The organism is Ruegeria sp. BC1, from assembly GCF_056539305.1.
On record NZ_JBQFUT010000004.1, the window covers coordinates 223,499 to 241,996 of the forward strand.

The following is an 18,498-nucleotide window of genomic DNA, read 5'->3' on the forward strand; positions in this document are numbered from 1 at the left end:
TGAACATGGCTAAAGACACCGCACCACAAAGCCGCCCCGAGTTGAGTACGTTCAATTGGGAAGATCCGTTCCTGCTGGAAAATCAGCTGGAAGAAGACGAGCGGATGATCCGCGACTCGGCCTATGCCTACGCGCAGGAGAAACTGCAGCCACGGGTTCTGCAGGCCTTCGAAACCGAAACCACCGACCCCGGGATTTTCCGCGAAATGGGCGAAATGGGCCTGCTGGGCACCACTATCCCTGAAGAATACGGCGGCTTGGGCGGCAACTATGTCAGTTATGGTCTGGTCGCGCGGGAAATCGAACGCGTCGATAGCGGATACCGCTCGATGATGTCGGTGCAGTCCAGCTTGGTGATGTACCCGATCTATGCCTACGGCACTGAGAAACAGCGCCAGAAATACCTGCCGAAACTGGCCAGCGGCGAATGGATCGGCTGCTTCGGCCTGACAGAACCGGATGCAGGTTCGGACCCGGCAGGCATGAAGACCACAGCGAAAATGACCGATGGCGGTTATGTACTGAACGGGTCGAAAATGTGGATTTCCAACTCACCGATCGCCGATGTATTCGTTGTTTGGGCCAAATCCGAGGCACATGACGGCAAGATCAAGGGCTTTGTGCTGGAGAAGGGCACCAAGGGTCTGAGCGCACCCAAGATCGAAAACAAGGCGTCCTTGCGCGCCTCGATCACGGGTGAGATCGTTCTGGATGGGGTTGAGGTCGGTGAGGACGCGCTGCTGCCCAATGTGGCCGGGCTGAAAGGGCCGTTTGGCTGTTTGAACCGCGCCCGCTATGGCATTGCCTGGGGCGTGATGGGTGCGGCAGAGGCCTGCTGGCACGGTGCCCGCCAATATGGTCTGGACCGCAAACAGTTCAACAAGCCGCTGGCTCAGACGCAGTTGTTCCAACTGAAACTGGCCAATATGCAAACCGAGATTACTCTGGGCCTGCAAGCCGCCCTGCGCGTGGGAAGGTTGATGGACGAGGCCAGCGCCGCGCCGGAGATGGTGTCGCTGATCAAGCGTAACAACTGCGGCAAAGCGCTGGAAATTGCACGGCACGCTCGCGACATGCACGGCGGCAACGGTATCAGCCTGGAATTCCAGGTGATCCGCCACATGGTCAACCTTGAAACGGTCAACACCTACGAAGGCACCCACGACGTGCACGCCCTGATCCTGGGTCGCGCACAGACCGGGCTGCAGGCGTTTGCCTAGTCTCTGACCGCTGAAAAGTCCAATCAGCAACATGCCGCAGGGGGCTATGGATCGCCCCCTTTGCTTTCCCACAGGAATACGTAATGAAATTCGACCTTATCAACCGCGAATGGCTGCTGCGCGACGTTGCGGCGGCAAACGCTGACACGCCGCTGAATAACACCCTCGATCACGCCGCGTTCGCCCGCACCAAAACGGTCAAGCTGACGACGGTGGTCAAATCCGCCTACGGCTTTGCAGGCTAACCTCCATGCGCAAAGTTATTCTGGCCATCAACCCCGGCACAACAACAACCCGATGCGCGCTTTACGCCGTTGGCGTCGAGGGATTGTCCTGCATCGTCGAGAAAACACTGGAGCATGACGAAATCCGTATGGCCGAGTTTGCCGAAATCAGGGATCAGCTGGAGTATAGATCCGAATGCGTTGGGGCCTTTACGCAGGAATTTCTGCGCAGCGACGATATCATCGTGGCTTGTGCTGGGCGTGGCGGCATGCTGACGCCGGTGCCCGCCGGGGTGATCTCGGTCAACGAAGATCTTGTGGATTTTGCGCTGAATCGCCCGGTCTATAAGCACTCAAGCAACCTTGGCGCGCCGCTGGCCCATGACATCGCATCCACCCATGGGGTGCCCGCCTTTATTGTCGATCCGGTCAGTGTGGATGAACTGCCGGCGGTGGCGCGCGTCACCGGTTGCACCGAGCTGCCGCGTTTCAGCTTTGTACACGCGCTGAACATTCGCGCCTGCACACGCAAACTGGCTGAGGAACTGAACAAGCCTTTTGAGCAGATGCGCGTGGTCGTCGCCCATATGGGCGCCGGAATTTCGGTGGCGACCATGTTGGGTGGGAAGATTGTCGAAAGTTCAAACCGGCAGGAACAATCTCCGTTCAGCCCGGAACGTGCAGGAGGCCTGCCACCGCTGCCGCTGATCGAACTGTGTTTTTCGGGGAAATACACCAAAGAGGAGCTTCTGAAGAAACTCTATGGTCAGGGCGGAGTTATTGCCCATCTCGGCACAAAAGACATGCGCAAGGTCGAGGCGATGATCGCAGAGGGCGATGATAAAGCCCGCCTGATTCACGATGCGTTGTTGTATCAAATCGCTAAGGCCATTGGCGCATCGGCTGCGGTGGCTGATTTCGATCTGCACGGGATCATCCTGACTGGTGGCATGGCCTTTTCCGACCGCGTCGTCGAAACATTGACCCGCAAGGTACACAAAGTGGCCCCCGTCACTGTGTATGCGGGATCGAACGAATGTCTGGCGTTAGCCCAGGGCGCGGCGCATGCCTTGGCCGGAAAGGAGGCTCCGTTGCAGTGGCGCGATGATACAGCGCGGCCCGTCGGACCGACCCCATGCTGAAGAGTTTTGCTGAAATGCGCCACGGGGCCGCCAGTGGCAGGCCTATGCGGATCGCCGTGGCCGGTGGCAATGATGCCAATGTCATCGAAGCGGTCGTTATGGCGTTGCAGGGCCAACTGGCCTCGGGCGCAGTAATATCAGGTGACGCCGAAATTATAGCGGGACACCTGCCGCAGGACCTGCGCGGACAGGTCGAGATCATCCCGTCCGATACCGCCGCCGACTGTGCGCGGGCCGCCGTTGCCCAGGTGCGCAGCGGTGTAGCGGATGTGCTGATGAAAGGCCATGTCGACAGCACCTCTTATCTGCGTGCGGTCGTGAATCGCGAAACCGGCATCCGGCTGGGATCGATTCTGTCGAACGTGACCGTTGCAGAGTTGCCCAGCTATCCCAAGCTTCTGGCCGCAACCGACAACGGAATCGTGCCACAGCCGGATCTGGATCAAAAACGGCAGATGATTATGAACACCGCGCCGCTCTATCGTGGCCTTGGGATCGAAACGGCGCGGGTGGCGGCCCTAGCCGCGACTGAAAAGCAATCCGACGCGCTGCCCGCAACCGGTCAAGCCGCCAGTCTGCGAAACGAAGCCGCTGGCGGCAATCTGCCAGGGTTTCTGGTGGACGGTCCTTTTGGGTACGATGTGGCTGTCAGCGCAAAAGCAGCTGCCACCAAGGGGCTGGATGCCTCGCCCGTTGCCGGAAATGCCGACCTGTTGTTGTTCAGCAATATCGATGCCGCCAATGCGGTGGCAAAGGCGTGGAAGTTCCACGGACAGGCCGAAACCGGATCGGTGGTACTGGGAGCCAAGGTGCCGGTGCTGCTGAACTCCCGCTCTGATGGCGCAGACCGGCGGGTCAACGCGTTGCTGCTTGCTGCGACGGTGAACTTAGGCTCGGATCAATAACGTCCATCACTGTCCGCGCGGCCGAAGTGATGGCTTTTGCTGGCCTGAAAACTTATCCCACCACAGGCTCGGGAAACCGGGCGCGGGTGCGATTGGCAAAGGCCACCAGCGACAACATGACAGGCACTTCAACCAGTACACCGACCACCGTTGCCAATGCCGCACCGGAGTTCAGACCGAACAGGCTGATAGCCACGGCAACGGCCAGCTCAAAGAAATTAGACGTACCGATCATGGCACAGGGCGCGGCGATGCGGTGTGGGACTTTCAGGGCGTAGGCCGCGCCATAGGCCAGCGCAAAGATACCGTAGCTCTGGATCAGGATCGGCACCGCAATCAGGACGATGACCAATGGCTTGGCCAGAATCGTTTGTCCTTGCAAACCAAACAGGATCACTACCGTGGCGATCAGACCCATGACGGACCACGGCTTGACGCGGGCTGAAAAAGCATCGATGGCCTGTTGTGAGCCAAGTTTGCGTCGCGTGATCAACCCGGCGATCAGGGGCAGTACGACATACAGAACCGTGGCCAGTACTAGCGTCTGCCAGGGCACCGAAATATCGGTGACCCCCAGCAGAAAGGCAACGATAGGGGCGAAGGCCACCACCATGATCAGATCATTGACCGAAACCTGCACCAGGGTATAGGTGGCATCCCCGCGGGTCAGTTGCGACCACACGAAGACCATCGCGGTGCAAGGGGCCGCGCCCAGCAGAATTAAACCAGCGGTGTATTGCGCGGCGTCTTCGGGTTGAATCCACGGCGCAAAGACATGGTCAAAGAACAGAACGGCCAGCAGGGCCATGGTGAAGGGTTTGACCAACCAATTCACCACCAGCGTCACAATCAATCCACGCGGCTGCCGGGCAACGCCTGCAACTGCGCCGAAGTCGACGCCCACCATCATTGGATAGACCATCGCCCAGATCAAAAGCGCCACGACAAGGTTGACGCTTGCCACTTCGGCCGAGGCGATCAATCCGACCAGCCCGGGTGCGGCAAGGCCGATCAGCACGCCGCCAACCATGGCCAGCGCGACCCAGACGGTCAGGTAGCGTTCGAAAATGCTCATGTATATGCCTCATGTGTTTGATCGGTCAGCTTGCCCGAGGTCAGCGCCGCCAGCGCGACCATGACGGCGGCGGTGCCAAGAACGAGGGGCAACCCTCCGATCTGATAGGTCAGACCGGAAAGGACGGTTCCCACCAGGCGACCCGTTGCGTTGGCCATGTAATAAAATCCCACATCCATGGTCACACGCTCTGATCTGGTAAAGGCCAGGATCAGATAAGAGTGCAGCGAGGAGTTGACCGCAAAGACCGCACCAAACGCCAACAAACCCAGCACAAGGGTAACGGTCAGCCACGTCTCGGGGCCCTGGGACAGCAGCACCGCAACGGTCAAAGCAGCCGGTACGCAGAACAGCGCTGCAGCCCAGTTGCGCGCAGCGCGGATCAGGTCCCCTTCGCTACGGTCCTTGGCCCGCAGAATTTTAGGTGCGCTGGCCTGTACCGCGCCATAGAGGATGACCCAAACGGCCATGAACGTGCCGATCATGAAGAAGGCCGCGCGATTGCCCTCTTCGGTTCCATCTGACAACACAGCGTAGAAATAGATCGGGATGCCGACCACGAACCACACGTCGCGCGCACCGAACAGAAAGACCCGCGCCGCCGATAGCCAGTTCACATTGGCGGATTTGGAAAACACGTCCGAGAATTTCGCGCCCTTACGCCCCTTTGGCAGGCCCGGCGGCATGAACAGGACAACCGCAATCAGGATGATGCCCAGAACGATGGCCATCGCCAGAACGGCCCACATAAAGCCAAATGTGGCCAGCAACCCGGCCCCCAACAGAAAGCCCAACCCTTTCACCGCATTCTTCGACCCCGTCAGGATAGCAACCCAGCGGAACAGGCCACCGTCCTTGGTGGGGGCTAACAGTTTCACCGCGGATTTCGACGACATCTTGGCCAGATCCTTGGCGACCCCGCTGGCGCCCTGCACGATCATCACAAAGACCACTTTGACCGGAATGGCCCAGGTTGGGTCGAGTTGGGTCAGTGCCAGCAACGCCACAACCTGCAAGGCCAGCCCGGCATAAAGCGTCGAGGTCAGTCCGAACCGGGCGCCGATCCAACCGGCGGCCAGATTGGTGCCCATCCCCGCGATCTCGTAGAGAACGAAAAGATAGGCCAGTTGGACCGGCGAGAAGCCCATCGCATGAAAGTGCAGCAACACCAGCATCCGAAGCGCTCCGTCGGTCAGCATAAAGGCCCAATAGGCCGCCGTGACCGCAACATAGGCCGACAGTCCTTCGGGCTGTTGGGTCACAGCGCGTTACCCACCATCAGGGCGACATCAACAAGACGGTGGGCATAGCCCATCTCGTTGTCGTACCAGGCATAGATCTTCACCTGCGTGCCGTTCACCACCATGGTCGATGGCGCGTCGACGATCGAGGAGCGTTCGTCATTGGTATAGTCGGTTGACACCAATGGCCGTGCTTCATAGCCCAGAATACCCTTCAACGCCCCTTCGGCAGCCGCTTGGAAGAACCCGTTAACCTCTTCGGCAGAGGTTTCACGCTCGACCTCGAATACACAATCGGTCAGCGACGCATTCAGCAGCGGCACCCGCACCGCATGGCCGTTCAACCGTCCTTTGAGCTCGGGGTAGATCAACGTGATCGCCGTGGCCGATCCCGTGGTAGTCGGGATCAGCGAATTCAGCGCCGAACGTGCGCGGCGCAGGTCCTTGGCGGGGCGGTCCACGATGGTTTGGGTGTTGGTGACGTCGTGGATCGTGGTCATCGAGCCGTGGCGAATGCCGAGATTCTCGTGGATCACTTTGACCACCGGAGCCAGACAGTTGGTGGTACACGATGCTGCGGTCACGATGTGATGGGTGGCGGGATCATAGGTGCCTTCGTTCACACCCATGACGATATTGGCGGTTGGGCCGTCCTTGACCGGAGCCGAGACGACAACCTTCTTCACGCCCGCCTCAAAATACGGGGTCAGTTTGGCCTCGGTCTTGAAAACGCCAGTGCAGTCGATCACCACATCGACCCCGTCCAGAGGCAGCGAGTTCAGGTCTTTGGTGCCAATGAATGGCAGGCGGGTTCCGTTGATGGTAACGCTGTCGGTGTCATGTTCGAACCTGGCATCCCAACGGCCATGAACCGTGTCGAATTCCAACAGATGCGCGTGCATCTCGGGGTCGCCTACGGCGTCATTGATCCATGCAATCTTTGCGCCTTTTTCCAGCAAGGGCTTCAGGGCAAGCTTTCCCATTCTACCCAGCCCGTTCAATGCATACGTCGTCATTTCGTGCTCTCAACTGATGTTCTGCCGATGTCGTCGACAGCGGTTTGCAATGCGATCCGGTCGAGGCTTTCGACCGGTAAGGAAGTGAAGGCTTCGATCCGCCGTCTGAGCGCGCCGTAGGCATTCTGAAAAGCCAGACTTTTCTCGGCATCCGTGCCGGTGGCCTTGACGGGATCCACCATGCCCCAATGTCCGCTGATCGGCTGACCTTCCCAGGCCGGGCAGTCTTCGTTCGCGGCCTGATTACAGACGGTAAAAACAAAATCCATTTCCGGTGCGCCCTCGACCGCATATTCGGACATGTGCTTGGACCGCAGAACCGAAGTGTCGTGGCCCTTGTCCTTCAGCACTTGCACGGCGAATGCGTTGAGCTCAGAGGATGGCTGGGTTCCGGCGGAATACACGTTGAACCGGTCTCCGCCCAGTTCGCGCAGTAGGGATTCTGCAAAGATCGAGCGGGCGGAATTGCCCACGCACAAAAACAACACATTGAATTTTCGGTCCGTCATGGTGGCACCTTTCTGGTTAAGGGGCATGCAAATGTCGGGGCGGCCACGGCAGCAATCGAGAACCAGAAAATCCAGCATGCGCTGCACGTTCTTCATATCAGCGGAATAAAGCAAAGAGGTCCCGGACCGTTGCTGCATCACAAGGCCTGCGCGGTGCAGCGCGTTCAGGTAATTCGACAGGGTACTGGCCTTGAAGCCCAACTCTGCCGCCAGTTCACCCGCGGGAACCGCGTCAGGGAATCTGCGCACCAGCAATCGAAACACCGCGATGCGCTGAGGATGGCCGAGGATGGCAAGCTGATCTGTAATTTCTTTTGTCATAATTCATGAATTATTGAAATAACACTTCTTGAGCAACACCGGAATTGCGCCGTTACAAAAAATTCGCATTTGGCTGAGCTGGACAGCAGAAGAGTTGGCGCAAAATCTGCGGCTGGGGAAATTGGTGAACGGTACCTGGTGATGACGGATATCGAGGCTTGCACGCAATACCATGACCGTTTAAACGAGCCCTCGCTTGCCTCAATAGCTCAGCTGGTAGAGCAGGTCCTTCGTAAGGACAAGGTCGGGGGTTCGAGTCCCTCTTGAGGCACCATCCTTTCAAAAGCGCGATTCACGTAAAAACTGGCTTCGGTCTGGTCGCGGCGGCCAACATGCGGACTGCAGATGCAGGCTAAAAAATGAAGGATTTCCCAATTGCGCGACGCCGATGCGCTTCATTAAATCATACCGTGTGCAGAGTGATGCAGCAGAGCTACGCGTCAAGAATAAACGTTTCCAGCCACAAACCGAGGCATAAGTCTCAGTGTGCCACTTGGCGAAATTGCGCCGTTGAAAAAGCAGATTTCCGCAACGTCAACCCACCCCCACTTTGCCGCACAGCAGAATTGGTCTAGGCCACGCAGAGTGTTTTGATGAGGGTCAAAATGAAACTGAGCGCGTTGGAAATTTTTTGCATATTGCTGGCAACGGCCGTAGCAGCGGTAGGATTTCTGAGCGCCGCAAGCGTACTGATTTCGACGGTTTGAGTATCCGCTTTGCTCAGCTACAGATGGAACCTGTACGCTGACACCCTGCGCTGTATGACCTTAAGACGATCTGTTGCCACCAAGGAAAAGACCCCCGATCTGAGGTTCTAAAGCGTTGCCGAGACCAAATGTTGGATGGTGCTCAGGCGCGTTTTTCGCCGATTGTGGTGACACCCAGAACCGACAGCACTTTGGCCTCGATCTGTTCAGCACTCATCCCCGCGACCGCGTACATATCCGCCGGGCTGGCCTGATCAATAAATGTATCCGGCAGAACCATCGACCGGTATTTCAGTCCGTGGTCAAACACACCCTCATCAGACAATAGCTGCGCCACATGGCTGCCAAACCCGCCAATGGCACCCTCTTCAATCGTGATCAGAGCTTCGTGGTTTGCGGCCAGCTCCAGGATCAGGTCACGGTCCAGTGGCTTGGCAAAACGAGCGTCGGCAATGGTGGGGGTTATACCCCGCGCGGACAGTGCCTCGGCGGCCATTTGAACCTCGGCCAGCCGGGTGCCGAAGGACAGCAATGCCACGCGTGCACCCTTTTGGATCATGCGGCCTTTGCCGATGGCCAAAACTTCACCGCACTCAGGCAGATCGACACCGACGCCCTCACCCCGCGGATAACGGAAAGCGATAGGACCGTCGTCGTGGGCGGCGGCGGTGGCAATCATATGCATCAGTTCGGCCTCATCCGCAGCGGCCATGACAACCATGCCCGGCAGGTTGGCCAGATAGGCAATGTCGAACGATCCTGCGTGGGTCGCGCCATCTGCTCCCACAAGCCCCGCGCGGTCGATGGCAAAGCGTACCGGCAGCCGCTGGATGGCCACGTCATGCACGACCTGATCGTAGCCACGCTGCAGGAAGGTGGAGTACATCGCGCAGAACGGCTTCATCCCGCCCGCGGCCAGTGCGGCTGCAAAGGTCACACCGTGCTGTTCCGCAATCGCCACGTCGAAACAGCGCGAGGGGTAGCGTTCGGCAAAGAGGTTCAACCCAGTTCCATCCGGCATCGCAGCGGTCACGGCAACGATCTTGTCATCCCGCCCGGCCTCTTCCACCAGTGTCTTGCCGAAGACCGAGGTATAAGACGGTGCGTTGGATGGCGCCTTTTTCTGTTTGCCCGTCACCACATCGAATTTCGCGGTGGCGTGACCCTTGTCGCGGGCCTGTTCGGCAGGGGCGTAGCCTTTGCCCTTCTTAGTCAGAACATGGATCAGGATTGGGCCAGTGGCGCGCGCTTTGACGGTGCGCAGAACCGGCAACAACTGATTCATATCGTGGCCGTCGATCGGCCCGAGGTAGGAAAAACCCAATTCTTCAAACAGCGTGCCGCCCACGGCCATGCCTTTCAGCATTTCCTTGGCGCGCTTAGCCCCTTCGCGGAAGGGCTCCGGCAGCAGAGAGACAGCCCCCTTGGCGGCCGCTTTCAAATCCTGGAACGGCTCTTCGGCATAAATACGTGAGAGGTAGCTGGACAGCGCACCTACCGGAGGCGCGATACTCATCTCATTGTCATTCAGGATGACGATCAGGCGTTTTTTCAAATGGCCTGCGTTGTTCATCGCCTCAAAGGCCATGCCCGCCGACATCGAGCCATCGCCGATTACGGCAATCGCGTCGCCCAACCCTTCTGGTGTCACTCCGCCCAGATCGCGGGCGACAGCAAAGCCAAGTGCTGCGCTGATCGAAGTTGAACTATGCGCCGCGCCGAAGGGGTCATATGGGCTTTCGCTGCGTTTGGTGAATCCGCTCAGCCCACCTTTCTGGCGCAGAGTGCGAATACGGTCGCGTCGTTCAGTCAAGATTTTATGCGGGTAGCACTGATGTCCAACGTCCCAGATGATCTTGTCGCGTGGCGTATCAAAAACGGCATGCAGTGCAGTCGTCAGCTCAACGACGCCCAGCCCCGCCCCCAGATGACCGCCGGTGACGGACACAGCCGAGATTGTCTCGGATCGCAATTCCTGTGCCAGCTGAACTAGCTGCGCATCCGAAAACTGCTTGAGATCCGCAGGGCGGTTCACAAGGTCCAACAGAGGGGTGTTCGGGCGGTCAGACATTTGGCGCGTTCCTGGCTTAGCTGTCCCGGGCAATAACGAAGCGAGCAGCGTCCTTCAAGGTTTCAGCCGAAGAGCCGTATACGTCCAGCGCATCGCAGGCCTGATCAATAAGCTCCGCAGCGCGGGTCCTGGCTGCGTCCAGACCCAGCAACGAGACAAACGTGGCCTTCCCGGCCTCGGCATCTTTTTGCAGGCGTTTCCCGGCCTTTTCGGCATCACCTTCCACATCAAGGATGTCATCCGCGATCTGAAAAGCAAGGCCAAGAGCTTGGGCATATTGGCGCAACGGCTTCGGATCAGCCTGCGCCAACCGCGCGCCCGCGCAAGTCGACCATTCGATCAACGCGCCGGTTTTACCTGCCTGCAATTGGGTGATTTCGTCCAGCGTCAATGGTGTGGCAGCTGTTTCCGCCGCGATATCCAGCGCCTGACCCAACACCATACCTTGCGCTCCGCTTGCTTTGGCCAGTGTCAGAGCCAGTTCTGCGCGCACCTCAGCGGAGCCGACCTCGGGCCGTACACACAGTTCAAAGGCCAGTGTTTGCAACGCATCCCCTGCCAGAACGGCGGTGCCTTCATCCCATTTCACATGAACCGTTGGGCGCCCGCGTCGCAGGTCGTCATCATCCATGCACGGTAAATCATCATGGACCAAGGAATAGGCGTGCAGCGCCTCGATCCCCGCTGCCGGCCAAATTGCCTGGTTGCCGCGGATGCCGTGCAGGCGCGCACTTTCCAATACCAGAAACCCGCGCAACCGCTTGCCGCCCTGCGTGGCATAAGCCATCGCCCGGGTTACATCCAGATCGTCCAGCGCCCCCAGTATCAGGTCGAAATGCGCCTGGATGTGCGCCGCATCCTGCGCCAGCTTTTCACGAAACATTTACTGACCTTCGACAGGCGTCGTTCCAGTCGGCTGACCATTGGCATCCAGGGTGATCGCGGCCACTTTTTCTTCGGCCCGCTTCAACTCATCCTCGCACCGCTTTTTCAACGCCGCCCCGCGTTCATATAACGCGATGGACTGATCCAGCGCCACGTCGCCGCGCTCCAGCTGGCCAACCACGGCCTCAAGCTCTTTCATCGCCTGTTCGAATGTCATCTGGTCTACAGGGGTATCGGTCATTGGGCTGCCTTCATCAGTTCTTCCACATGGGCGCGGGTGGCCTCGGCCAGCGCGTTCAGATCATACCCGCCTTCCAGAGTCGAGACGATACGTCCCCTGCATACATCATCGGCAATTCTGCACAACTCGGCGGTAACCCAGGCGAAATCCCCGGTGGACCAGTTCAGATTGGCAAGCGGATCGTCCTGATGTGCATCAAACCCGGCCGAGATGATGATCAGCTCTGGCTTGAAAGCACGCAAACGCGGGAAGGCTTGGGTCTCATAGGCGGCCCGCATCTCGGCCCCGCCAGTTCCGGGGGCCAGAGGGATATTCAGGATACTCTCATAGGCGCCGGTCTCATCCGGTCGTCCTGATCCAGGCCACAGAGGCATCTGCTGGCTGGTGATCACCAGCGCCCGTTTCTCATCCCACAGCAGGTCCTGTGTTCCATTGCCGTGATGCACATCGAAGTCCACCACCGCCACACGGCTCAACCCATGATGGTCTAGCGCGTGCTTGGCCGCCAGAGCCGCATTGCCGAACAGGCAGAACCCCATGGCAGTCTCGGTCTCAGCGTGATGCCCGGGGGGGCGGATGGCGCAGAACGCATTGGGGGCTTCACCCCCCAGCACCATATCCACCGCCCGCACCACGGCACCCGCCGCGCGATAGGCGGCATCGACCGAACCCGGCGACATGAAGGTATCCCCGTCAATCTGGGCAAACCCCTCGGATGGGCGCGTGCCGCGAATGTCGCGGATGTACCCCTCGGGGTGAACACGTAACAGATCGTCATCCGCAGCCAGAGGTGCAGTCACCCGGTTCAGATCGAGGGTCTCAAGCGCGTGCAGAATATGTTCCAGCCGCGCCACCCGTTCGGGATGCCCGGTCGGGGTCACATGCCCAAGGCAATCCGCATGCGTCAAAAGGGCGGTTTTCATCGGGATCCCCTGTTCATCTGGCTAAAATTATCCTCGCCGAAGGCAAAAATCGCCGCGCAGCGGCTCAATCAATCCGGCGCCAACATATACCCGGCCCCGCGCACGGTCTGCAAATACCGCGGTTGCTTCGGGTCCTGCTCGATCTTGCGGCGCAAACGTGTGATCTGCACGTCCACAGCCCGTTCCTGCGCCTGCCCCTTATCGCGGCCCAGATCCTCGACAAGCTTGGCGCGACTGATCGGCTCACCTGGCAGGGCCGAGAAGATCTTCATAAGCTGACTTTCTGTCGCGGTCAGGCGCACCGGCTCTTCGCCCTGCCACATCTCGCCACGCTCCACGTCATAGCGGATCGGACCAAGATGCAATATTTTGCTCGCAACATCCTGAGCTGGCGTTTCCGGCATCCGCCGCAGAATCGCGTTGATCCGCAACAACAGCTCTTTTGGCTCAAACGGCTTGGCCAGATAGTCATCGGCACCCGCCTCGAGCCCGGCGATGCGATGCTCGGTCTCGCCGCGCGCGGTCAGCAACAGGATCGGCGTGGCATGGGTTTCGCGCAGCGCCTTGGTCAGACTGACGCCATCTTCACCGGGCATCATCACGTCCATGACGATCATATCGAAATCCAGACCGGACAGGACACGCCGCGCATGTGCCGCATCGCGGGCGGCAGTCACCAGAAATCCGCTTCGCATCAAGAACTTCTTGAGCAGATCACGAATGCGTTCGTCATCATCGACGATCAGCAGATGGGCGTCCATTTCGCTCATGAGGTGGTATCCCGCAGTTTCGTGTAAGCATGACGCATATCAGCATCCATCATCGCTTCAAGCACTTTACGAAACCCTGACACCGCCTCGGGGCCGGCCTCTTTATAAGCAGCGCGCATCCGCACGCGTTGGGCTTCGGACAGTTTGGTCTCAAGCGCCTTGCCGTGTTCGGTTAGAAACAGATGCCTTTCACGCTTGTCCGCAGTACCAACCCGACTTTCGACCAGCCCGTCGTCGATCAACGTTCGAAGAACCCTGTTCAGAGACTGTTTTGTCACCCCGAGTATCGCCAGCAGATTATTGACCGTGGTCCCCGGTGCGCGGTTGATAAAGTGGATGGCCCGGTGATGCGCCCGACCATAGGCCATTTGTGCCAGAATGCGGTCAGGATCAGCGGTAAAGCCGCGATAGGCAAAAAACATCGCCTCAATACCCTGCCGCAACTGTTCGTCGGTCAGAAACAAAAGACTTTCACCGCCAAAGACTTGGGCGGGGCGGGTATCCGACATGCTATGCCTCATTCGTTACACGGGACCGACTTTATGTCAGCGTTATTGACATTCCAAGAGTGGACAGGTATCGAATCGCAGTTTTAGCGCAACTTTATGTCCGCATCGGACTTAATTGGCGCAACAATCGGAAAATTCAACCCGGATCAGGAGGTTTCGCATGGCGGGGTATGATGATCGTGATGGCACCATCTGGTTGGATGGCAAACTGGTTCCTTGGCGCGATGCCAATGTGCACATCCTGACACACGCGATGCACTATGCGTCTTCGGTCTTTGAAGGTGAGCGCGCTTATAACGGTAAGATCTTCAAAAGCCGCGAACATTCGGAACGTCTGATCGCCTCGGCCGAGGCGTTGGACATGCCGATGCCCTATTCGGTGGACGAGATCGAAGCTGCAAAGGAAGAAGCGCTGAAAGCCAGTGGTCTGCAGGACGCCTATGTTCGTGCGCTGGTCTGGCGCGGTTCCGGCGAGGATATGGGTGTGGCCTCGGCCAAGAACCCGGTGCGGATGGCCGTGGCCGTCTGGCCCTGGGGCGCCTATTACGGTGACGCCAAGATGCAGGGCGCAAAGCTGGACATCGCGGAATGGAAACGGCCCAGCCCGGAAACCATCCCGGTCCACGCAAAGGCGGCGGGTCTTTACATGATCTGCACCATCTCCAAGCATAAGGCCGAGGCCAAGGGTTGCTCGGACGCGCTGTTCATGGACTGGCGCGGTAACGTCGCCGAGGCGACAGGGGCTAACGTGTTCTTTGTAAAAGACGGTGAGGTACATACGCCGCTGGCCGATTGCTTCCTGAACGGCATCACCCGCCAAACGGTGATCCAGATGCTGAAAGACAAGGGTATCACCGTGCATGAGCGTCGCATCAAGCCGGAAGAAATGGCCGATTTCGAACAATGCTGGCTGACCGGCACTGCGGCCGAGGTTACTCCGGTTGGCCAAATCGGTGACTATACCTTCGAAGTGGGTGATCTCACCCGCGAGATCGCGGCAGATTACGAAGCGCTTGTGCGCGCCTGATCTGCATAGACAGCTGTTCAAAACCCCCGCCTAACGCGGGGGTTTTTTATTTGCCTGCCGTTCAAATCCTTGTGCAGATCGTTCAGGTGACTGGACGAACGCGCATCCGGCTTTACGTTCATCTCATGTTGGACCTGCTCAGCGATATCCTAACCCGCCTGTCTTTGCGGGGAACCTTTTATTTCCGAACCTCGTTTACACCCCCTTTCGGCATTCAGGTTCCGGCCTTCCAGAATGTCGCCCGGTTTCACTTCGTTCAGCGTGGGGAGTTGAATGTTTTCGTCTCTAACACAGGCGAAACGCTGCGCCTGAAGCAAGGCGACGTGGTCCTGATCCCGCATGGGGTCTCTCATGCCTTGCTGTGCAACGAAGTCAAACCGATGGACGCTCTGCCGCTGGAACAAGTGCTGGAAGACGCCGGATATCAGGGCGATGGTGTCCTTATTTATGGCGGCGAGGACAAAAGCCGCGACACCCAACTGATTTGCGGCCACTTCTCGTTCACCGGCCCTCCGGGACGGCAAGGCACGGGGCATATGCTGATCGATCGGTTGCCGCCCTACATCCTGATCGAAAATTATGGCGAGGAGGCCGGGGCCTGGATCGAGGCCACCCTTCGCATGATCGGATCCGAGATCAGCGGCGCCCGCATCGGCGGGGATCTGATTGCATTGAAACTGTCAGAGGTGCTGTTTGCGCAGGCCATCCGCGCGCATCTTGAACACCAAAGCCCGACCGATACCGCGCTTGCCGGATTCGCCGATCTCCGCATCTCGCGTGCATTGACGGCCTTTCATCAAGCCCCCGCGCAGGACTGGAGCGTCGAACTCCTGGCGCGTGAGGCCGGAATGTCGCGCACTGCCTTCGCTCAGTTGTTCGCTGAAAAGATGGGCACTACACCGATGCAATACCTCACGGACTGGCGTATGCAGATCGCCTGCCACGGTCTGACGAAGGCACGCTGGAACGTCGCGGATGCAGCAGCCGAGGTGGGATATGCCTCGGAAGCCGCCTTTTCCCGTGTGTTCAAAAAGCAGATCGGCCTGTCACCGGCGGCCTATCGATCCATGCACTGATCCGATCCAGTTCTGAACGATCTGCACGTTTTCCCGTACGATCCAGAATTAAGCGTTCGAAAAACCTGACCTAGCTTGAGATCACGACAAGCAAGGAAAGGAAATCACATGTCTGTTCGTTTCGTCACCCGCACCGTGCATGCCTATCTGGATTACCCGGTCGCATTTGCTCTGATGGTCCTGCCTTTTGTTCTGGGTCTCGGGCAATCCAACCCAATGGCCCTGTGGCTGTCTGTGGCCACGGGCGTAGCGGCCTTTGTCCTGACCGTTCTGACCGACCACCATTTGGGAATCTGGCGGGTGCTTCCTTACAAATTTCACGTGGCCGTTGATCTGCTGGTCGGCGTTGCCTTTGTGGCTGCACCCAGCCTGTTTGGGTTCTCGGGTCTGGATGCGGTTTATTACTGGCTTAACGGTGCGGCAGTAGTGGCCGTCATCTCGCTCAGCGCGCCGGATGAGGGTGTGACGGCCTGAACCTAGCGTTCAAGGATGTCACAATTCGGCTCTAATACAGGCAAAAAACCTGAGTCGCCTGACGTTCGCTCAGGCGGCTTACGTCTGTTTGTAACGCAGTTGTCGAAACGTCCGGTGCTTCGAGGCTCTTGGTCTTTCCACTATAATCTCGAAAAAGAAATTTTACCTTGAATTTTCCGACTAAAACAATCAGATATAAATCAACGCCAGATGGCTCCCATCAAGCAGCAGGTTTCGAGGCGGTTTGCGGGCTTAGCGCGTGACTTGGTGAGGGCCCGCCGCCGCCTTGGAAACGACGTGATGTGAACTGATGCCTTGAAAGGATCGGGAATGAGCGACCCACTGGACGAGATCATGGCGCGGCACGAAGCAGCCACAGCATGTGGGTGCTGCTGTGACGACGACTCTTGTGCTTATGTCGACAAGGCGAAGACCAAACAACACCGCAATTCCCAAGACGCCTTACTGGCCAGTGCCGCAAGTCGCCGTGGTTCAGTAAGGTATCTGAATGAGGGCTTACTGAGGTAACGGCCCCATTTGGGGCTGTTTAGGCTCTAATGCTCAGAAATCCACACCGCGTTGGGCTTTGATACCAGCCTGAAACGGGTGCTTTTCCTCGGTCATTTCGGTGACCAGGTCGGCATATTCGCGCAGTGCCTGCGGGGCATCGCGACCGGTCAGGAAAACGCTCGTCTTGTCAGAACGCGCCTTCAGCCCCTCGATCACCTGCTCGACAGACAGGTATTCATAACGCAGGGCGATGTTGATCTCGTCCAGAACCACCAGATCATAGTCGCCACTGGCCATCAGCGAACGGGCCTTGTCAAAGGCTGCATTGGCGGCGGCGATGTCACGCTCACGGTCTTGCGTGTCCCAGGTGAACCCTTCGCCCATTGTGTGCCAGGTGACCAGATCGCGTTCTTCGAAGAAACGGCGCTCGCCGGTTTTCCACTTGCCCTTGATGAACTGCACCACGGCAACCTTCTGGCCCCAGCCCAGCGCGCGGATGACCACACCAAATGCGGCAGAGGACTTGCCCTTGCCCTTGCCTGTATTGATCAGAACCAGCCCACGGCCGGGATCGACCGCCTCGGACACTTTCTTGCGATGCTGGGCCTGCACCTTCTGCATCTTTTCCTTGTGATCTTGCGCGTCGCTCATCGGGAACCCTCATTGATTGTTGCGCCCAAACTAGGGGAAGTTCGGCAAAGGTAAAGGTCAGCCTTTGGGGTCGGTCACGGCGCGGGCCTTACCGCGTTCCAGTCCCAGCTGATGTTCTCGCCAAATCACCACGATATTCCCGGTAATTACCAGTGCGGCACCGGCCAACATCACCAAGGTCGGCAATTCACTGAACCAGACATAACCGATCACGATGGCAAACAGCATGGACGTATAGTCGTAAGGTGCCAACATTGAGGCCTGCCCAAACCGATAGGATGACGTGACAAGAATCTGCGCCACGCCCCCGATCAGCCCGGCCAGAATCAACAGGGCTGCTTGTTCCCATGTGGGCAGGACCCACCCCCAAAAAGCGGTCAACCCGGACAAGAACGTCGCGGTCATCGAAAAATAGAAGACGATGGCCGCCGGGTGATCAACCTGCACCAATTGCCGGATATGAATCTGCACGAAAGCACGGGCGACGGTGGCGCCCAGAATACACAATGCGCCGATGGTCGCGGCGGTTTCCATATTATTACCGCCCAGTCGCGGCCAGATCATGATCAGAACCCCCAGCAGACCAAGCGCCACCGCCGCGATTCGAATCTTGCGGATGCGCTCACCCAGCATGATAGCAGCCAGAATCAGGGTGAAGATCGGGGTTGCATAGCCAATGGCCGTCGCCTCAGGCAGCGGGATCAGGCCAAGGCCAGTGAAGGTTAGACCCATCGCAGTGGTACCCAGCACGCCGCGCCAGAAATGGCCCACGGGTTTGCGGACAACAAAACCCTGAGCCAGTTCTCCGCGCGCGATCAGCCAGATGAGGATCACCGGAACGGCAAAAAGAGACCGGAAAAACACCATTTCACCCGGCGGAAAGGTATCCGACAAAGCTTTGACTAAGGCTGACATGGCGGTGAACAAAAACACCGCGCTCAGTTTCAGAGCTACAGCAAGCAGTGGTCGATGCGATGTTAACGATTTAGCCATCGGCGCGA

At 58.4% G+C, this 18,498-nt stretch carries 19 protein-coding genes and 1 tRNA gene; 8 read left to right on the forward strand and 12 right to left on the reverse strand.

The window, feature by feature from the left end; all coding sequences use genetic code 11:
• The first annotated feature begins 5 nt into the window (after window positions 1–5).
• The 4 genes from ACR0IY_RS11160 to ACR0IY_RS11175 all read left to right on the forward strand — a co-directional run bounded on the left by ACR0IY_RS11160 (window position 6) and on the right by ACR0IY_RS11175 (window position 3,491).
• Entirely contained in the window at window positions 6–1,220 is a 1,215-nt protein-coding gene (locus ACR0IY_RS11160; protein ID WP_480673217.1) for an acyl-CoA dehydrogenase, read from the forward strand.
• Window positions 1,221–1,303: 83 nt separating this feature from the next.
• Window positions 1,304–1,465, forward strand: coding sequence for a hypothetical protein (locus ACR0IY_RS11165; protein WP_480673218.1), 162 nt, complete (start codon window positions 1,304–1,306; stop codon window positions 1,463–1,465).
• Window positions 1,466–1,470: 5 nt separating this feature from the next.
• Window positions 1,471–2,586, forward strand: coding sequence for a butyrate kinase (gene buk, locus ACR0IY_RS11170; RefSeq protein ID WP_480673220.1), 1,116 nt, complete (start codon window positions 1,471–1,473; stop codon window positions 2,584–2,586).
• Entirely contained in the window at window positions 2,580–3,491 is a 912-nt protein-coding gene (locus tag ACR0IY_RS11175) for a phosphate acyltransferase (protein WP_480673222.1), read from the forward strand. Before buk ends, ACR0IY_RS11175 begins: the two co-directional genes overlap by 7 nt.
• A gap of 52 nt (window positions 3,492–3,543) precedes the next feature.
• On the opposite strand, the gene arsB is transcribed toward ACR0IY_RS11175, so the two are convergent.
• Genes arsB through ACR0IY_RS11195 form a run of 4 tightly spaced genes read right to left on the reverse strand, consistent with a single transcriptional unit; the run spans window position 3,544 to window position 7,653 of the window.
• Window positions 3,544–4,566, reverse strand: coding sequence for an ACR3 family arsenite efflux transporter (gene arsB / locus ACR0IY_RS11180; protein WP_480673224.1), 1,023 nt, complete (start codon window positions 4,564–4,566; stop codon window positions 3,544–3,546).
• The gene (arsJ, locus tag ACR0IY_RS11185) at window positions 4,563–5,828 is read right to left on the reverse strand and encodes an organoarsenical effux MFS transporter ArsJ (protein WP_480673226.1); all 1,266 of its coding nucleotides are present in this window, start codon (window positions 5,826–5,828) and stop codon (window positions 4,563–4,565) included. Before arsJ ends, arsB begins: the two co-directional genes overlap by 4 nt.
• Window positions 5,825–6,823, reverse strand: a complete 999-nt coding sequence (locus ACR0IY_RS11190) for an ArsJ-associated glyceraldehyde-3-phosphate dehydrogenase (RefSeq protein ID WP_480673228.1) — start codon at window positions 6,821–6,823, stop codon at window positions 5,825–5,827. Before ACR0IY_RS11190 ends, arsJ begins: the two co-directional genes overlap by 4 nt.
• A complete protein-coding gene (locus ACR0IY_RS11195; RefSeq protein ID WP_480673230.1) occupies window positions 6,820–7,653 on the reverse strand; it encodes an arsenate reductase/protein-tyrosine-phosphatase family protein in 834 nt (277 codons plus the stop codon). Before ACR0IY_RS11195 ends, ACR0IY_RS11190 begins: the two co-directional genes overlap by 4 nt.
• Before the next feature lie 198 nt (window positions 7,654–7,851).
• On the opposite strand from ACR0IY_RS11195, the gene ACR0IY_RS11200 reads away from it, so the two are divergent.
• Window positions 7,852–7,927, forward strand: a tRNA-Thr gene (locus tag ACR0IY_RS11200).
• A 575-nt stretch (window positions 7,928–8,502) separates the two neighbouring features.
• Here the strand turns inward: ACR0IY_RS11200 and dxs are convergent.
• From dxs to ACR0IY_RS11230, 6 genes are all read right to left on the reverse strand, one after another.
• Entirely contained in the window at window positions 8,503–10,431 is a 1,929-nt protein-coding gene (dxs, locus tag ACR0IY_RS11205; protein WP_480673232.1) for a 1-deoxy-D-xylulose-5-phosphate synthase, read from the reverse strand.
• 16 nt (window positions 10,432–10,447) lie between these two features.
• The gene (locus ACR0IY_RS11210; protein WP_480673234.1) at window positions 10,448–11,314 is read right to left on the reverse strand and encodes a polyprenyl synthetase family protein; all 867 of its coding nucleotides are present in this window, start codon (window positions 11,312–11,314) and stop codon (window positions 10,448–10,450) included.
• On the reverse strand, window positions 11,315–11,557 hold the full coding sequence (locus ACR0IY_RS11215; protein WP_058272726.1) for an exodeoxyribonuclease VII small subunit: 243 nt from the start codon (window positions 11,555–11,557) through the stop codon (window positions 11,315–11,317).
• A complete protein-coding gene (locus ACR0IY_RS11220) occupies window positions 11,554–12,480 on the reverse strand; it encodes a histone deacetylase family protein (RefSeq protein ID WP_480673237.1) in 927 nt (308 codons plus the stop codon). Before ACR0IY_RS11220 ends, ACR0IY_RS11215 begins: the two co-directional genes overlap by 4 nt.
• Before the next feature lie 68 nt (window positions 12,481–12,548).
• Window positions 12,549–13,250, reverse strand: a complete 702-nt coding sequence (locus tag ACR0IY_RS11225) for a response regulator (RefSeq protein WP_480673238.1) — start codon at window positions 13,248–13,250, stop codon at window positions 12,549–12,551.
• Complete coding sequence (locus ACR0IY_RS11230; RefSeq protein WP_480673240.1) at window positions 13,247–13,759, reverse strand: MarR family winged helix-turn-helix transcriptional regulator; 513 nt, start codon at window positions 13,757–13,759, stop codon at window positions 13,247–13,249. The genes ACR0IY_RS11225 and ACR0IY_RS11230 overlap by 4 nt, the downstream gene beginning before the upstream one ends.
• Before the next feature lie 160 nt (window positions 13,760–13,919).
• Between ACR0IY_RS11230 and ACR0IY_RS11235 the strand changes: the two genes are divergently transcribed.
• The 3 genes from ACR0IY_RS11235 to ACR0IY_RS11245 all read left to right on the forward strand — a co-directional run bounded on the left by ACR0IY_RS11235 (window position 13,920) and on the right by ACR0IY_RS11245 (window position 16,336).
• Complete coding sequence (locus ACR0IY_RS11235) at window positions 13,920–14,786, forward strand: branched-chain amino acid aminotransferase (protein WP_480673242.1); 867 nt, start codon at window positions 13,920–13,922, stop codon at window positions 14,784–14,786.
• 125 nt (window positions 14,787–14,911) lie between these two features.
• Window positions 14,912–15,862: an AraC family transcriptional regulator gene (locus ACR0IY_RS11240; protein WP_480673524.1), complete on the forward strand. Its 951-nt coding sequence runs from the start codon at window positions 14,912–14,914 to the stop codon at window positions 15,860–15,862.
• A gap of 108 nt (window positions 15,863–15,970) precedes the next feature.
• Window positions 15,971–16,336, forward strand: coding sequence for an SPW repeat domain-containing protein (locus tag ACR0IY_RS11245; RefSeq protein ID WP_480673244.1), 366 nt, complete (start codon window positions 15,971–15,973; stop codon window positions 16,334–16,336).
• Between the two features lie 561 nt (window positions 16,337–16,897).
• On the opposite strand, the gene cobO is transcribed toward ACR0IY_RS11245, so the two are convergent.
• Entirely contained in the window at window positions 16,898–17,497 is a 600-nt protein-coding gene (gene cobO / locus ACR0IY_RS11250) for a cob(I)yrinic acid a,c-diamide adenosyltransferase (protein WP_480673246.1), read from the reverse strand.
• A 57-nt stretch (window positions 17,498–17,554) separates the two neighbouring features.
• A complete protein-coding gene (locus ACR0IY_RS11255; RefSeq protein WP_480673247.1) occupies window positions 17,555–18,490 on the reverse strand; it encodes a DMT family transporter in 936 nt (311 codons plus the stop codon).
• Window positions 18,491–18,498 lie beyond the last annotated feature (8 nt).

What these genes read in the sequence shown, in the direction of transcription:
- ACR0IY_RS11245 (WP_480673244.1), top strand. Translation starts at nt 15,971, where the DNA reads ATGTCTGTTCGTTTCGTCACCCGCACCGTGCATGCCTATCTGGATTAC.
- arsB (WP_480673224.1), bottom strand. Translation starts at nt 4,566, where the DNA reads ATGAGCATTTTCGAACGCTACCTGACCGTCTGGGTCGCGCTGGCCATG.
- ACR0IY_RS11225 (WP_480673238.1), bottom strand. Translation starts at nt 13,250, where the DNA reads ATGAGCGAAATGGACGCCCATCTGCTGATCGTCGATGATGACGAACGC.
- dxs (WP_480673232.1), bottom strand. Translation starts at nt 10,431, where the DNA reads ATGTCTGACCGCCCGAACACCCCTCTGTTGGACCTTGTGAACCGCCCT.
- ACR0IY_RS11195 (WP_480673230.1), bottom strand. Translation starts at nt 7,653, where the DNA reads ATGACAAAAGAAATTACAGATCAGCTTGCCATCCTCGGCCATCCTCAG.
- ACR0IY_RS11210 (WP_480673234.1), bottom strand. Translation starts at nt 11,314, where the DNA reads ATGTTTCGTGAAAAGCTGGCGCAGGATGCGGCGCACATCCAGGCGCAT.
- ACR0IY_RS11215 (WP_058272726.1), bottom strand. Translation starts at nt 11,557, where the DNA reads ATGACCGATACCCCTGTAGACCAGATGACATTCGAACAGGCGATGAAA.
- ACR0IY_RS11235 (WP_480673242.1), top strand. Translation starts at nt 13,920, where the DNA reads ATGGCGGGGTATGATGATCGTGATGGCACCATCTGGTTGGATGGCAAA.
- ACR0IY_RS11160 (WP_480673217.1), top strand. Translation starts at nt 6, where the DNA reads ATGGCTAAAGACACCGCACCACAAAGCCGCCCCGAGTTGAGTACGTTC.
- ACR0IY_RS11255 (WP_480673247.1), bottom strand. Translation starts at nt 18,490, where the DNA reads ATGGCTAAATCGTTAACATCGCATCGACCACTGCTTGCTGTAGCTCTG.
- ACR0IY_RS11165 (WP_480673218.1), top strand. Translation starts at nt 1,304, where the DNA reads ATGAAATTCGACCTTATCAACCGCGAATGGCTGCTGCGCGACGTTGCG.
- ACR0IY_RS11220 (WP_480673237.1), bottom strand. Translation starts at nt 12,480, where the DNA reads ATGAAAACCGCCCTTTTGACGCATGCGGATTGCCTTGGGCATGTGACC.
- ACR0IY_RS11240 (WP_480673524.1), top strand. Translation starts at nt 14,912, where the DNA reads ATGTTGGACCTGCTCAGCGATATCCTAACCCGCCTGTCTTTGCGGGGA.
- ACR0IY_RS11175 (WP_480673222.1), top strand. Translation starts at nt 2,580, where the DNA reads ATGCTGAAGAGTTTTGCTGAAATGCGCCACGGGGCCGCCAGTGGCAGG.
- ACR0IY_RS11230 (WP_480673240.1), bottom strand. Translation starts at nt 13,759, where the DNA reads ATGTCGGATACCCGCCCCGCCCAAGTCTTTGGCGGTGAAAGTCTTTTG.
- ACR0IY_RS11190 (WP_480673228.1), bottom strand. Translation starts at nt 6,823, where the DNA reads ATGACGACGTATGCATTGAACGGGCTGGGTAGAATGGGAAAGCTTGCC.
- buk (WP_480673220.1), top strand. Translation starts at nt 1,471, where the DNA reads ATGCGCAAAGTTATTCTGGCCATCAACCCCGGCACAACAACAACCCGA.
- cobO (WP_480673246.1), bottom strand. Translation starts at nt 17,497, where the DNA reads ATGAGCGACGCGCAAGATCACAAGGAAAAGATGCAGAAGGTGCAGGCC.